This is a genomic window from Micrococcus sp. MS-ASIII-49 (genome assembly GCF_000946635.1).
Classification (GTDB): domain Bacteria; phylum Actinomycetota; class Actinomycetes; order Actinomycetales; family Micrococcaceae; genus Micrococcus; species Micrococcus luteus.
This window is the reverse complement of the sequence record NZ_JXSP01000080.1, coordinates 21073-33294: the sequence shown is the minus strand read 5'-3', so window position 1 is coordinate 33294 and position 12222 is coordinate 21073. Positions and strand designations below refer to the sequence as shown.

14 protein-coding genes are annotated in these 12222 nt (G+C 74.0%); 6 read left to right on the top strand and 8 right to left on the bottom strand.

The features are described 5' to 3' along the window. Positions 1 to 29: 29 nt before the first annotated feature. Positions 30 to 443 carry a DUF4259 domain-containing protein gene (locus SJ20_RS06070; RefSeq protein WP_036316745.1) on the top strand — a complete coding sequence of 138 codons (414 nt, stop codon included), beginning with the start codon at positions 30 to 32 and terminating at the stop codon, positions 441 to 443. 51 nt (positions 444 to 494) lie between these two features. Here SJ20_RS06070 and SJ20_RS06065 read toward each other — a convergent pair whose 3' ends face one another. Genes SJ20_RS06065 through SJ20_RS06050 form a run of 4 tightly spaced genes read right to left on the bottom strand, consistent with a single transcriptional unit; the run spans position 495 to position 4415 of the window. Beyond that, positions 495 to 2966 carry a cation-translocating P-type ATPase gene (locus SJ20_RS06065; protein WP_044659294.1) on the bottom strand — a complete coding sequence of 824 codons (2472 nt, stop codon included), beginning with the start codon at positions 2964 to 2966 and terminating at the stop codon, positions 495 to 497. 4 nt (positions 2967 to 2970) lie between these two features. Continuing rightward, positions 2971 to 3189 carry a heavy-metal-associated domain-containing protein gene (locus tag SJ20_RS06060; RefSeq protein ID WP_036339566.1) on the bottom strand — a complete coding sequence of 73 codons (219 nt, stop codon included), beginning with the start codon at positions 3187 to 3189 and terminating at the stop codon, positions 2971 to 2973. A 41-nt stretch (positions 3190 to 3230) separates the two neighbouring features. Next, positions 3231 to 3611, bottom strand: a complete 381-nt coding sequence (locus SJ20_RS06055; protein ID WP_002856860.1) for a metal-sensitive transcriptional regulator — start codon at positions 3609 to 3611, stop codon at positions 3231 to 3233. A gap of 9 nt (positions 3612 to 3620) precedes the next feature. Continuing rightward, on the bottom strand, positions 3621 to 4415 hold the full coding sequence (locus SJ20_RS06050) for a low molecular weight phosphatase family protein (RefSeq protein WP_044659293.1): 795 nt from the start codon (positions 4413 to 4415) through the stop codon (positions 3621 to 3623). A gap of 194 nt (positions 4416 to 4609) precedes the next feature. Between SJ20_RS06050 and SJ20_RS06045 the strand changes: the two genes are divergently transcribed. After that, positions 4610 to 5854, top strand: coding sequence for an isochorismate synthase MenF (locus tag SJ20_RS06045; protein WP_044659292.1), 1245 nt, complete (start codon positions 4610 to 4612; stop codon positions 5852 to 5854). Between the two features lie 276 nt (positions 5855 to 6130). Here SJ20_RS06045 and SJ20_RS06040 read toward each other — a convergent pair whose 3' ends face one another. Continuing rightward, complete coding sequence (locus SJ20_RS06040) at positions 6131 to 6403, bottom strand: three-helix bundle dimerization domain-containing protein (protein ID WP_227448856.1); 273 nt, start codon at positions 6401 to 6403, stop codon at positions 6131 to 6133. Positions 6404 to 6748: 345 nt separating this feature from the next. On the opposite strand from SJ20_RS06040, the gene SJ20_RS06035 reads away from it, so the two are divergent. Together SJ20_RS06035 and rlmN are read left to right on the top strand one after the other, a co-directional pair. Then, positions 6749 to 7621 (top strand): oxygenase MpaB family protein, encoded by an 873-nt coding sequence (locus SJ20_RS06035; RefSeq protein WP_044659291.1) that lies wholly within the window; start codon positions 6749 to 6751, stop codon positions 7619 to 7621. Further along, positions 7614 to 9011, top strand: a complete 1398-nt coding sequence (rlmN, locus tag SJ20_RS06030) for a 23S rRNA (adenine(2503)-C(2))-methyltransferase RlmN (RefSeq protein ID WP_036384305.1) — start codon at positions 7614 to 7616, stop codon at positions 9009 to 9011. Before SJ20_RS06035 ends, rlmN begins: the two co-directional genes overlap by 8 nt. 75 nt (positions 9012 to 9086) lie before the next feature. Here the strand turns inward: rlmN and SJ20_RS06025 are convergent, their stop codons facing one another. Together SJ20_RS06025 and aroQ are read right to left on the bottom strand one after the other, a co-directional pair. Further along, positions 9087 to 9569 carry a pyridoxamine 5'-phosphate oxidase family protein gene (locus SJ20_RS06025; protein WP_044659290.1) on the bottom strand — a complete coding sequence of 161 codons (483 nt, stop codon included), beginning with the start codon at positions 9567 to 9569 and terminating at the stop codon, positions 9087 to 9089. A 96-nt stretch (positions 9570 to 9665) separates the two neighbouring features. Next, positions 9666 to 10118, bottom strand: a complete 453-nt coding sequence (aroQ, locus tag SJ20_RS06020; protein WP_044659289.1) for a type II 3-dehydroquinate dehydratase — start codon at positions 10116 to 10118, stop codon at positions 9666 to 9668. A gap of 212 nt (positions 10119 to 10330) precedes the next feature. Here aroQ and trxA point away from each other — a divergent pair, with 212 nt between their 5' ends. Continuing rightward, positions 10331 to 10771: a thioredoxin gene (gene trxA, locus SJ20_RS06015; protein ID WP_044659288.1), complete on the top strand. Its 441-nt coding sequence runs from the start codon at positions 10331 to 10333 to the stop codon at positions 10769 to 10771. Positions 10772 to 10801: 30 nt separating this feature from the next. On the opposite strand, the gene idi is transcribed toward trxA, so the two are convergent. Next, entirely contained in the window at positions 10802 to 11431 is a 630-nt protein-coding gene (gene idi / locus SJ20_RS06010; protein WP_044659287.1) for an isopentenyl-diphosphate Delta-isomerase, read from the bottom strand. Between the two features lie 146 nt (positions 11432 to 11577). Between idi and SJ20_RS06005 the strand changes: the two genes are divergently transcribed. Further along, positions 11578 to 12126, top strand: a complete 549-nt coding sequence (locus SJ20_RS06005; RefSeq protein ID WP_044659286.1) for a hypothetical protein — start codon at positions 11578 to 11580, stop codon at positions 12124 to 12126. Positions 12127 to 12222: the final 96 nt, after the last annotated feature.

The following is a 12222-nucleotide window of genomic DNA, read 5'->3' as shown; positions in this document are numbered from 1 at the left end:
GATTGTCAGACATGCCCTAGGGTCAGGTCATGGGCGCATGGGGCAGAAACGTCTTCCAGAACGACACCGCGCTGGACATCGTGGACGAGGTCCTCGACGGCACCTTCGACCTCGACGAGTTCCGCAAGAACTTCCGTCGCGACGAGGACGAGGGCCACCTGACCGCGAGCCAGGGCGCCGCACTCCTCACCCTCGGGGCGCTCGTGCGGATCGCCCGGAACGAGGACCACGCGGACCTCGAGGCCCTGCTCGAGCACGCGGAGACGGACGAGGTGGACCTCACCGCCTTCATCGACCAGTTCTCGGACGAGGACGTCGAGACCCTGCGCGAGCTGATCGGCGTGGTCATCCGCGAGCCCTCCTGCTCCGAGCTCTACCAGCTCTGGGAGGAGTCCGGGGAGCTCGAGCAGTGGCTCGAGTACTCCCGCGAATGCCTGCCCTGACCGGCCGGCCGGGCCGGGGTGGACCCGGCCCGCGCTCGGCCCCGCCCCGGCTCAGCGCGCGTAGCGGGTGAGCCGCAGCGAGTTCAGCACCACGAGCACGCTCGAGGCCGCCATCGCGCCGCCGGCGATCATCGGGTTGAGCAGGCCCAGGGCCGCGACCGGGATGCCGAGCACGTTGTAGAGGAACGCCCAGAACAGGTTCATCCGGATGATCCCCAGGGTGCGGCGGCTCAGGTCGAGCGCCTGGACCACCTGGTGCAGGTCGTCGCCCATCACGGTGATCTGCGCGGCCTCGCGGGCCACGTCCGTCCCCGAGCCCATGGCGATGCCCATGTCCGCCGCGGCGAGCGCCGGGGCGTCGTTGACGCCGTCGCCCACCATGGCCACCACGGCGCCCTCGGACTGCAGGCGCGTCACCACGTCCACCTTGTCCTCGGGGCGCACGCCGGCCACCACGTCCTCGGCCGGGATCCCGACGGCCTCCGCCACCTGGGCGGCGACGGCGGCGTTGTCGCCGGTCACCAGCAGCGGGCGCAGGCCCATCTGCCGCAGGCGGGCGATCGCGTCGGCGGAGGTGTCCTTCACGGTGTCCCGGACGGACAGGACGCCCGCCACGCGGCCGCCGACCGCGACCCACACGGCCGTGGCGCCGGCCTGCTCCGCGGCCTCGAACGCGGCCCGGTGCTCGGCGGGGATGCCGCCGTCGAGGGCGGTCTCGAGGACGGAGCCGCGGCCGACGGCCACGCGGACCGGATCCGGGCCGGCGGCGCCGTGCGCGCCGGAGCCGGGTGCGCCGTCGTCGTGGGGGAGGGCGACCAGCCCGGACACGCCGCCGCCGGCCGTGGAGGCGAAGTCCGCCACGCCGGGCACGGTCAGGCCACGCTCCTCGGCGCCGGCCACGATCGCGCGGGCGATCGGGTGCTCGGACCCGCGCTCGACGGCGGCCGCCAGGGTCAGCAGGACGTCGGCGGCCTGGTCCGGCGCCGTTTCGTCAACGAAAGCGCTCCGGGAGGCGCCCGTTTCGGCCACGAAAGCGGGGTCGAGGACGAGCACGTCCGCCAGCGCCATGCGGCCCTCGGTCACGGTGCCGGTCTTGTCCAGCACGATCGTGTCCACGGTGCGCGAGTCCTCGAGCACCTCGGGGCCGCGGATGAGGATGCCCAGCTGCGCGGCGCGGCCGGTGCCGGCCAGCAGGCCGACCGGGGTCGCCAGGCCGAGGGCGCACGGGCACGCGATCACGAGCACGGCCACGCCGGCGCGCAGCGCGGACGGCAGGTCGCCGGTCACGATCATCCACACCGCGAAGGTCAGCACGGCGATCCCGAGCACGATCGGCACGAACACGGCGGAGATGCGGTCGGCCAACCGGGCCACGCGCGCCTTGCCGGTCTGCGCCTCGGAGACGAGCCGCCCCATCTGGGCGAGCGTCGTGTCCGAGCCGACCCGCGTCGCGCGGGCCACGAGCCGGCCCGAGGTGTTCAGGGTGGCGCCGGTGAGGGCGTCCCCGGGGCCGACCTCCACGGGCACGGACTCGCCGGTGAGCAGGGAAGCGTCCACGGCCGAGGTGCCCTCGAGCACCTCGGCGTCCGTGGGCACCTTCTCGCCGGGGCGGATCAGCACGACGTCGCCCGGCGCGAGGGACTCGGCGGGCACCGTGCGCTCGTCGTGGGTCTCGGGGTCGTAGAGGGTGGCCTGGGCCGCGCCCAGGTCCAGGAGGGCCCGCAGCGCGGCGCCGGCCTCCCGCTTGGCGCGGGCCTCGAGCCAGCGGCCCAGCAGCAGGAACGTGGTGATGACCGCGGCCGTCTCGAAGTACAGGCTGTGGTGGGCCATCTCCGCCATGGTCCCGCCCACGTGGGCGGTCATGTCCGGCGCCAGGATCAGCTCCACGGCCGAGAAGGAGAAGGAGACGAGCACGCCCAGGGACACGAGGGTGTCCATCGTGGACGAGCCGTGCCGGGCCGCGCGGAACGCCGCCGAGTGGAACGGCCACGCCGCCCACAGCGCCACGGGCGCCGCCAGGGCGAACGCGACCCAGCCCCAGTGCGGGAACTGCAGCGCCGGGACCATGGAGATCAGCACGAGCGGCACCGTCAGCACCGCCGCGCCGATCAGGCGCGGTGTGAGCACGTCCTCACTCGGACCGTGGGCCATGTGGTCGTGGTGGTCCACGCCGTCATGGTCCGCGGCATGCTCCTCGCCGTGCTCCTCGCCGTGCTCGGAGGTGTGCGCGTGCCCGGCGTGTCCGGCGTGTCCGGCCGGCGGGGCGGGACGGCGCACGGTGGCGCCGTACCCGGCCTTCTCGACGGCGGCCACGAGCTCCTCGTCCGACACGCCGGCGGGCGCGGTGACGGTCGCCTGTTCGAGCGGCAGGTTCACGGACGCCGTGACGCCCTCGAGCTTGCCCAGCTTGCGCTCGACGCGGCCCACGCACGAGGCGCAGGTCATGCCGGTGACGTCCAGGTCGACGCGGCGGGTGGTCTCGGACTGCGGGCCGGCCGGGGTGGAGGAGGCGGGGTGGGTCATGGGGTCAGGCCTCCACCAGCGTGTAGCCGGCCTCCTCGACGGCGGCGCGCGCGGCGGCGGGGTCGAGGGGGCCCTCGGAGGTGACGGTGGCGGTGGACACGCCCCCGGCGTTCAGGTCCACGTCCACGGCGGAGACGCCGGCGATCTCGCCGAGCTCCTCCCGGACGGAGGCGGCGCAGTGGCCGCAGGTCATGCCGGTGATCTTCAGGTCGGTGGTGGTCATCTCGTGCTCCTCGTGCGGTGGTGGGTGGGCGACGGCGCCGGTCAGCGCAGCAGGCGGCCGAGGGCGGCCGTCGCCTCGGCGACCTTCTCGTCGATGAGCTCGGTGCGGCCTTCCGCCTCGGCCTGCACCGCGGCCTCCGCCACGCAGTGACGCAGGTGCTCCGAGGTGAGATTCAGGCTGAGGGACTGCAGCGCCTTCGTGACGGCGGCGACCTGCGTGAGGACGTCGATGCAGTACACGTCCTCGTCCACCATGCGGTGGAGGCCGCGCACCTGCCCCTCGATGCGGCGCAGTCGCGCCAGGTGCTTCGCCTTGTCCCGGTGGACCTCGTGCGGGGGCCGGTGGCCGTCGCAGGCATCCGCCGCGGCGGACGGAAGGGGCGAGGCGGCGGCGGGCGCCGTCGTCGTGCTGTCCGTGCTCATACCCCCGTTCTATACCCCAGGGGGGTATGGGTCAAGGGGTCGGCCGACGCGGGTGCCCTCCTCCGGCAGCGGGGTGGCGGCTTCGCCCAGATCGGCGATCAGGCCGCGGACCTCCAGGTCCAGGGCGTCGCGCACGCCGCGCACCTGCTCGAGGCTCATGCCGCGGATCGACGGCACGGACCACTTCTGCACCTGCGCGCCCTCGGGGATCTCGAACGGATCCGCGCCGTCGAAGAGCACCACGATCTCGGCGGCCCGGAGCACGTCCGGGTCCAGGCCCTTGGTGTACGTGTGGTGCAGCGGGATGCCGATCTCGTTCATCGCCTCGAACGCGGTGGAGATGACCTCGCCGGCGGGCTCCGTGCCGGCCGAGCGGGCCCTGACCTCGCCGTGGGTGCGGTTCTCGAGCAGGGCCGCGGCCATCTGCGAGCGGCCGGCGTTGCCGTGGCAGACGAACAGCACACGCGGGTGGCGGGACTCGATGCTGCCCTGGTTGATCGCCCTGGCGCGCAGGCGCGAGGCGGCATGCTGCACCGAGATGGTCGGCAGCATCTCCGGGTGGCGGCTCGTCTCGGCGAGCTCGGCGTAGGAGTCGAACAGGAGCTGACGCACCGTCGCCTCGTCGGCCACGCCGGGGAAGCGCGCCATCAGCGGCCCGACCTCGCGCTCGAGCACGTGCGCGGCCATCCCGTGCGGCACGGGGTCCACCGCGGCGGGGATGTCCGGCGCGGCCGTCGTGTCCAGCGGCATGTCGTCCACCGCCGGTGCGTGATCGGCGTGGGGGTCCGGGGGGATGGGGGCCATGATGCGAGTCCTCCGGGGAAGGCGGTCGGTTGAACGCGAGGTGAACGGGTGCCCCCACCCTGCGACGTCGGGTGTGCCGGCGCAAGCCTTGACGGGATCCCTCCGCGCCCGACGACGCCGCTCGCCGCCGTCGGGGCGGTGGCCGAGGCCCGGGCCCGGAGCGGGGGTCCGCCGAGGTGGGAGAGAATGGGGCCATGTCTGTCCGCTCCCTGCTCCCGGACCTCGGCACCTCCGCGACCGGGACCCCCGAGGCCGCCGTCCCCCCGTTCGCTCGGGCGGTGCTGTGGGCGCACGGGGACGACGCGTGGCGGGGCGAGGGCGGCTGGACCGTGCTCCTGGACGGCCCCGACCGGCTCCGCCGACTCTCCGCGCTGTGGCAGGCCGCCGTCGCCGGGCGACCGGACCCGACGGCCCCGCTGCGGGGCTGGATCTCCTCGACCTTCGCCGACGACTCGCCTGAGCCCGCGGTCCTGCGCATCCCCGCGGATCTGCGCCGCGCCACGCCGTCCGGCGTGCGGGACGTGGCCCAGCACGTGGACGCGGACGCGCTCGCAGCCGCCGTCGCCGCGGACCGCGGAGCCCGGCTGCTGGCCGACGGTGCGGTGCCCCTGCCCGCCGGCGTCGCCGACCGTGCCTGGGACGACGCCGGCTACGCGGCCGGGGTGCGCGAGCTGCTGACGCGGATGGCCGACTCGGGCGGGGAGCTGGCGAAGGTCGTGATCAGCCGCACGATGACCGTCCCCGCGGACGACGCCGACCTGTGGCGGGCGATCGGGGAGCTGCGCCGCGAGTACCCGCAGACCTGGGTGTTCGCCGTCGGCGGGCTGCTGGGCGCCACGCCCGAGGTCCTTGCCACGCGGCACGCGGGGCTCGTGGGCTCGCGGGTGCTGGCGGGGTCCATGCCGCGCGGCGTGGACGCGGAGGAGGACGCCGCGCTGCGGGAGCGTCTGGCCTCTGATCCGCGGCTGGCGGAGGAGCATCGCTGGGCCGCGCGGTCGGTGCTGGACGCGCTGGCGCCCGTCGTCGACCTCGCCGACGACGACCCCGCGCCCACCGTCCTGACCCTGCCGAACGTGCACCACCTGGCCACGTCCGTGCGCGGCCGGCTGCGGGATGGGCGGGGGACCGTGCTGGACGTGGTGGCCGCGCTGCATCCGACGGCGGCCGTCGGCGGGACCCCCACGCCGGACGCGGTGCGGGTGATCGCGGAGGTCGAGCCCGTGGACCGCGGCCGCTACGCCGGGCCGGTCGGGTGGCTGGATCAGGACGGCGACGGCGAGATCGCCCTGGCACTGCGCTGCGGCCAGCAGGTGCCCGGCGGGGTGCGGCTGCAGGCCGGGGGCGGGATGGTCCCGGGAGCGGTGCCCGAGGAGGAGGTCACGGAGATCCGGGCCAAGTTCCTGCCGATGCGCCGAGCGCTGGGCGTCGCCGCGGACTGAGGCCTCCCGTGCCGTGCCCCCCCCGTTCGCGTCACCCACGCTTTCGTGTAGGAAACGGCGGCGTGTCGCGGTGCTTTCGTGTGAGAAACGGCGCCGCACCTCGGAGTCGCGTGGGCGGCGGGGGAACGGCGCCCCGGAGCGTTCACACCGTTTCTCGAACGAAAGCGTCCTGGGGCCCGCCGTTTCCCGAACGAAAGCGTCCGGGGAGGCGAGAAGACCCGCCGGCCACGGCCCCTCGCGGGGCGGGCCGACGGGTCGTCGCGTCGGTATGGGGGATCAGGCGGCGACGGCCATGGCCTCGTGGGCCGGCGTCGCGGCCTGGAGGCGGCGGGTGGCCTCGCGCTCGGCGAGGGCCGGCAGGAAGGTGGTGATGCGGGCGCCGCGCTTGAGGTCGGCGACGACCTCGCGGACGACCGAGCGGACGGTCTCGGCGGTGACGGTGCCCTCGAAGCGGCGGAGGAGGGTCTCCTCGACGCGCTGGAGCACGTGGCGTTGCATGAGGGGGCTCGGGGCGGTGGGCAGGTGGTGGCTGGTCGTGTTGATGCTCACGGTGAGCACCTCCTTTGGTTGCCGGACCACGAGTCCGGCGGATCGTCGCGGCGGGGCCGCGGGTGATGAGTTCGGTGGAGTCCCGACCTCGCGTTCCGTAAACGCTAGGTGAACTGCTTGTGAACAAGTTTACAGATTTCCTCCCGGAGTGCAACTCCGTGTTCACCAACGTGACCTGTGACACCCTGTCGCGCATGCCTGCATGGCGCGAAATCAGCGCAATCATGCGGTTCTCGGATCGAGGTGCCACGAGCGGCAGGCGAACAGCAAGATGAACAGAAGGTGAACGGCACCGTTCATCTCGGCCCCCTGCCCCTCCGCCCGGCCCGGTGCGAGGCTGGGACCATGCGCCCCGACTGCCACTCCGCCCCGACCTCCGCGGCCGCCCTCGCCCGCGAGGCCGTGATCCTCGCCGGTGCCGGTGCGGCGATCCTGCTCCAGGTGGCGCACCGGCCGGTGGGGGCCGGCGTCGCCGTCCACTCCCGGTTCACCGAGGACCCGATGCGCCGGCTCCGCCACACGCTCGCCTACATCTACGCGGTCACCCTCCCCGAGGCCGCGCCGTTGCGCGACGCGGTCGTCGACCGGGTGCGGGCGGCGCACCGCCCGGTCCGCGGGCTCGACGCCGGAGGCCACCCCTACGACGCCGCCGACCCGGACGCCCAGCTCTGGGTGGCCGCCACCCTCTATGCGATGGGGGAGCAGGTGCGCCGCCGGATGTGGGGCGCCCTCGACGCCGAGGACGCCGACCGCCTCTACCGCGGGTACGCCCCGCTCGCCACGAGCCTCGAGGTCCCCGCCTCCGCCTGGCCGGTCGACCGCGCGGCGTTTGCGGACTACTGGGACGACCGGGTGGCCCGGCTCGAGGTCACGGACGACGCGCGGCGGGTCGCCGCCGACCTGTTCTCCGGCCAGGGCGTCCCCGCGCCGCTGCGGGCGGCTATGCCCCTGGCCCGGTTCGTCACCGCCGGTCTCCTCCCAGGCCGCGTGCGCGCCGGCCTCGGCTGGTCCTGGACTGGGCGGGACTCCGTCCGGGAGGCACGCCTCTGGGGGCTGGCGCGCACCCTGTACCGGCCGCTGCCGGCGACGGTGCGCGGCGTCGTCGTCCGCTGGGTCCTGCGGGGGCTGCCCCGGACGCGAAAGCCGCGCGGCGCCGTCGACGTGGAGGCGACCCGCCGCGAAGTCCGCCCCGTCTGGGAGAATGGTGCCGATGTCTGACTACCAGCCCCGCCGCCCCGGATCGAAGCCCACCCCGAACCGCCAGAGGGACCGCGCCGGCAAGCCGGCCCTCGGCCGCCCCGAGCGCGGCCTGATCGACGAGTCCGAGGCGCGCCAGCTCGCCGAGGACCGAGAGCGCATGCGCCGCGCCGGCGTCGGCCACCAGCTCTCCGCGCCCAAGCGCCGCGAGGCCGCCACCGCCGAGCGCCCCCAGGTGATGCCGAAGACCGAGGGCTGGACCCAGCCGATGGGCCCGGACGGCCGACCGCAGCTGCAGTTCAAGCAGCCGCGCGTCTCCCAGCCGCCCACCCACCTGGCCGACCTCACGCTGAAGGAACGGCAGGAGAAGGCCAAGGAGATCGGGCTGCCGGCGTTCCGCGCCAAGCAGCTCTCGGTGCACTACTTCGAGCACTACACCACCGATCCGGAGCAGATGACGGACCTGCCCAAGGACAAGCGGGAGGCGATCGCGGAGGCGTTCTTCCCGCCGCTGCTCACCGAGGTCCGGCGCATGGAGACCGACCGCGGGGACACCGTCAAGTTCCTGTGGCGGCTGTTCGACGGCGCTCTCGTGGAGTCCGTGCTGATGCGGTATCCCGGCCGCGTGACGCTGTGCGTGTCCAGCCAGGCCGGCTGCGGGATGAACTGCCCGTTCTGCGCCACGGGCCAGGCCGGGCTGACCCGCAACATGTCCACGGCGGAGATCGTGGAGCAGATCGTGCTGGCCAACCAGGTGATCGCCCAGGGCGGACTGGGCGGCAAGCGCAAGGATGGCGGGCACGACGCCGACCGCGTCACCAACGTCGTGTTCATGGGCATGGGTGAGCCCCTGGCCAACTACAAGCGCGTGATGGCCGCCGTGCACCGCATGGTGGACCCCTCGCCTGAGGGCCTGGGCATGTCCGCGCGGAACATCACGCTGTCCACCGTCGGCCTGGTGCCGGCCATCCGGAAGCTGGCCGAGGAGGGCGTGCCGCTGACGTTCGCGCTGTCCCTGCACGCGCCGGACGACGAGCTGCGCGACGAGCTGATCCCCGTGAACTCACGCTGGAAGGCGGACGAGGCGATCGACGCCGCGTACGACTACTTCGTGGCCACCGGGCGCAGGGTGTCCATCGAGTACGCGCTCATCAAGGACATGAATGACCACGCGTGGCGCGCCGACCTGCTGGCCAAGAAGCTCAACGCCCGGGGCAAGGGCTGGGTGCACGTGAACCCGATCCCGCTGAACCCGACGCCGGGCTCCATCTGGACCGCCTCGGAGAAGGACGTGACGCGCGAGTTCGTGGACCGGCTCAACGCCGCCGGCATCCCCACCACCCTGCGCGACACCCGCGGCAAGGAGATCGACGGCGCGTGCGGCCAGCTGGCGGCCGAGGACGTCGACTGACCTGCCGAGGCCCCGCGCGCGGCGCCCACCGGCCCGTCCTCGGGCAAGCCGCGGGGCCGGCGTCGGGGAGCGCCGTCAGAAGCGGACGGTCTCGCTGTCGCCCGGCTCGGCGGTCCCGCCGGTGACCTTGGCCTTGACCAGCTCGACGGCGGTGGCCACCGCGCCCGGGGACTCCCAGAACTGGGCGGTCTGCACGTCCACGCGCACGAGCACGATCTGCGGATCCTCGGGGCTCGAGCCCTCACCGAAGAAGGCCTCGGTGGCCGGGTTCCAGAACTCCTTCTTGCGCGCGTCGTCGCGGACGAGCTGACCGTGGCCCGCGAGGGAGGCCCAGAAGTCCTTGTCCTGCACGGCGACGTTGACCGGGCGCTGCGGAGCGTCCGCGGCGACGTCGGAGGTGGCGCGCGTGAGGAACCAGAGCGTGCCGCCGTCCTCGGCCTGTTGCAGGCCCATCGGGCGGGTGACGAGCGTGCCGTCCCGCTCAGCGGTGGTCAGCATGCAGACGTTCACCTTCGCGAGCTTCTCGAGCAGACGGGCGCGGGGATCCTGGGTGCCCATGGCGTGACTCCTTCGTCGTCGGGTGCCGGCGCCCTGATGTGGCCACCGGCTCGTACCACCGACCCTAGGCACGGCCAGGCGGGTCCTGACCAGCGCTCAGCGGCGCACAGCCGCGGCGAGCCAGTCGACGGCGAGGGCGTAGCCCTGGACGCCCGCCCCGGCGATCACGACGTCGGCGACGGCGGAGACGTGCGAGTGGTGCCGGAACGCCTCGCGCCGGTGGACGTTGGAGATGTGCACCTCGGCGATCGGCCGGTCGACGGCGGCGAGGGCGTCGCGGATCGCGATGGAGGTGTGCGAGTACGCGGCGGGGTTGATGAGGACGCCAGCGTGGGAGGTGCGGGCCTCCTGGATCCAGTCGATGAGCTCGCCCTCGTGGTTGGACTGTCGGAAGTCCACGGTCAGCCCGTGCTCGGCCGCGCGGGCCTCGGTGAGCGCACGGACGTCGTCGAGGGTGGCCGTGCCGTAGACCTCGGGCTCGCGGGTGCCGAGCAGGTTCAGGTTGGGGCCGTTGAGCACGAGCAGGGGCAGGGCGGTAGTGGCGGTCATGCGGTCAGTCTAGGAAGCGACGACGACGGCTCCCGTCTCGGCCACGACAGTGCGTGGAAGGCGCCCGTTTCCCGAACGAAAGTGCCGGGACACGCCGCCGTTTCCCGAACGAAAGTGGGGTGGGGCGGAATAGGTGCGGCGGGGTGTCCGTTGTGGTCGGCAGGACGATCGCCGGCGTGAGCGCGTCGGCCCCGCTGACGAAAGGACCCACCGTGGCCACCAAGGACCTGACCCTCGAGGAGTTCGGCTCCACCGTCGCCGAGAACGACACCGTGCTCGTGGACTTCTGGGCCGGCTGGTGCGGCCCGTGCCGCCAGTTCGCCCCCGTGTTCGAGGCCGCCTCGGAGAAGCACGACGACGTCGTGTTCGCCAAGGTCGACACGGAGGACCAGCAGCAGCTGGCGGCGATGGCCGGCATCACCTCCATCCCCACGCTCATGGCCTTCCGCGGCGGCGTGCTCGTGTTCTCCCAGGCCGGCGCCCTGCCGGGCACCGCGCTCGAGCAGCTGCTCGACCAGGTCAAGGGCCTCGACGTCGCGGAGGTCCGCCGCATGGCCGAGGAGCAGCAGGGCCAGCAGGGCGACGCCGAGCCGGCGCAGGACGAGGCCGTGCAGTCCACCGCCGCCCACCTCGACGACGTCAACGGCCGCTGACGGCCCGCGCGGCGTCGCCGCGCCGGCCGCTCACCGCGGGTCGAACGCCCCCTGCTGCCACTGCTCCACGAGCCACGGGCTGAACGCCCGGGGGACGGCGGCCAGGGCGGCGGCCAGATCGGCCGGCTCCACCCAGCACCACTCCGCGACCTCGTCCCGCTCCGGGGCGGGGTCGCCGTGCATCCGGGCCCGGAACACCGGGCAGATCTCGTGCTCCTCCATGCCGGAGGCGTCCGCGGCCCGGTAGCGGAAGTCGGGGAGCACCTCGACGACGTCGGACACCTCCACGCCCAGCTCCTGCGGGGCGCGGCGCAGCACGGCCTCCGCGGGGGACTCGCCGGGGCCGGGGTGCCCGCAGAACCCGTTGGTCCACACCCCGGGGAACGCCGCCTTGCCCAGCGCCCGGCGGGTGAGCAGGAACCGGTCGGCCTCGTCGTACACGTGACAGGAGAAGGCCAGGTGCAGGGGCGTGCCGCCGTCCTCGGTGCGGCGGTGGACCGTGGCCTTGGCCTCCGTGCCTACGGCCTCGCCCTCCGGGGACAGCAGGACCACGCGCTCGACGTCGTCGGGGCCTGCGACCGGGACGTCCGAGGCCGCCATCCACGGTCGGGCGACGGGGGAGGGGCGGTCGGGCGGGGAGGGCGTGGCCGGGGTCTGCATGCCTCTCAGTGTGGCAGGCGAGCCGGGCCACCCATCAGATGTGGGCCACGTCACCTCAGTCCGATCCCGACGGCCGGGCGTGGCTAGAGTGCTGAGGTCGGCGCCACACCCCGGCGCGTCCCACGTCACTCGAGGAGAGCACCCCCATGGCCTTCGCCGCCCTGTCCCGTTCCGCCCGTCTTGCCGGCCTGTCCGCTGCCGCGCTGCTGGCCCTCACCGCGTGCGGCGGTCAGGACTCGTCCGACGCCGACGCGTCCGCCTCGACGACGGCGCCCGCCTCCGCGTCCGCGCAGGGTGCGGAGTCGTCGTCCGCCTCGGCGTCGTCGCTGTCCGCGGCCCCGGCCGACTACGAGGCCGGCACGTGCTTCACCGCCCCGCTCGGCGCCCGTGACCTGTCCTCCTTCGAGACCACCGACTGCAAGGGCGCCCACACCGCGGAGTACCTCTGGGCCGTGCCGGCCGTGGCCGAGGGTGAGGAGGCCGACCCGGCCGCCGCCCAGACCTGCACCGCCCAGGCCCAGCGCCTGAGCGAGGAGAAGGAGGACCAGCTGAACGGGGCCGTCCTGACCTCCTCCGAGCTGGGCAACTACGGCACCGACGAGAAGCACTGCGTCGTGTACGGGGTCTCCGGTGAGTGGGAGGGTCAGATCGTGGACCCGGAGATCACCCTGGAGACGGCGTCCGCCGACGCCTGATCCCGCCGGCGGCCCCGTGCGTCGTGAGATCGCGCCGCCCGGGACCGCCGCGGATGGACGCGGGACCGGCGCGGCCCGTAGTGTCTTCTGCGTCCA

Coding starts and splice junctions, on each gene's coding strand:
- SJ20_RS06070 (WP_036316745.1), top strand. CDS start 30: ATGGGCGCATGGGGCAGAAACGTCTTCCAGAACGACACCGCGCTGGAC.
- SJ20_RS06065 (WP_044659294.1), bottom strand. CDS start 2,966: ATGACCCACCCCGCCTCCTCCACCCCGGCCGGCCCGCAGTCCGAGACC.
- SJ20_RS06060 (WP_036339566.1), bottom strand. CDS start 3,189: ATGACCACCACCGACCTGAAGATCACCGGCATGACCTGCGGCCACTGC.
- SJ20_RS06055 (WP_002856860.1), bottom strand. CDS start 3,611: ATGAGCACGGACAGCACGACGACGGCGCCCGCCGCCGCCTCGCCCCTT.
- SJ20_RS06050 (WP_044659293.1), bottom strand. CDS start 4,415: ATGGCCCCCATCCCCCCGGACCCCCACGCCGATCACGCACCGGCGGTG.
- SJ20_RS06045 (WP_044659292.1), top strand. CDS start 4,610: ATGTCTGTCCGCTCCCTGCTCCCGGACCTCGGCACCTCCGCGACCGGG.
- SJ20_RS06035 (WP_044659291.1), top strand. CDS start 6,749: ATGCGCCCCGACTGCCACTCCGCCCCGACCTCCGCGGCCGCCCTCGCC.
- rlmN (WP_036384305.1), top strand. CDS start 7,614: ATGTCTGACTACCAGCCCCGCCGCCCCGGATCGAAGCCCACCCCGAAC.
- SJ20_RS06025 (WP_044659290.1), bottom strand. CDS start 9,569: ATGGGCACCCAGGATCCCCGCGCCCGTCTGCTCGAGAAGCTCGCGAAG.
- aroQ (WP_044659289.1), bottom strand. CDS start 10,118: ATGACCGCCACTACCGCCCTGCCCCTGCTCGTGCTCAACGGCCCCAAC.
- idi (WP_044659287.1), bottom strand. CDS start 11,431: ATGCAGACCCCGGCCACGCCCTCCCCGCCCGACCGCCCCTCCCCCGTC.
- SJ20_RS06005 (WP_044659286.1), top strand. CDS start 11,578: ATGGCCTTCGCCGCCCTGTCCCGTTCCGCCCGTCTTGCCGGCCTGTCC.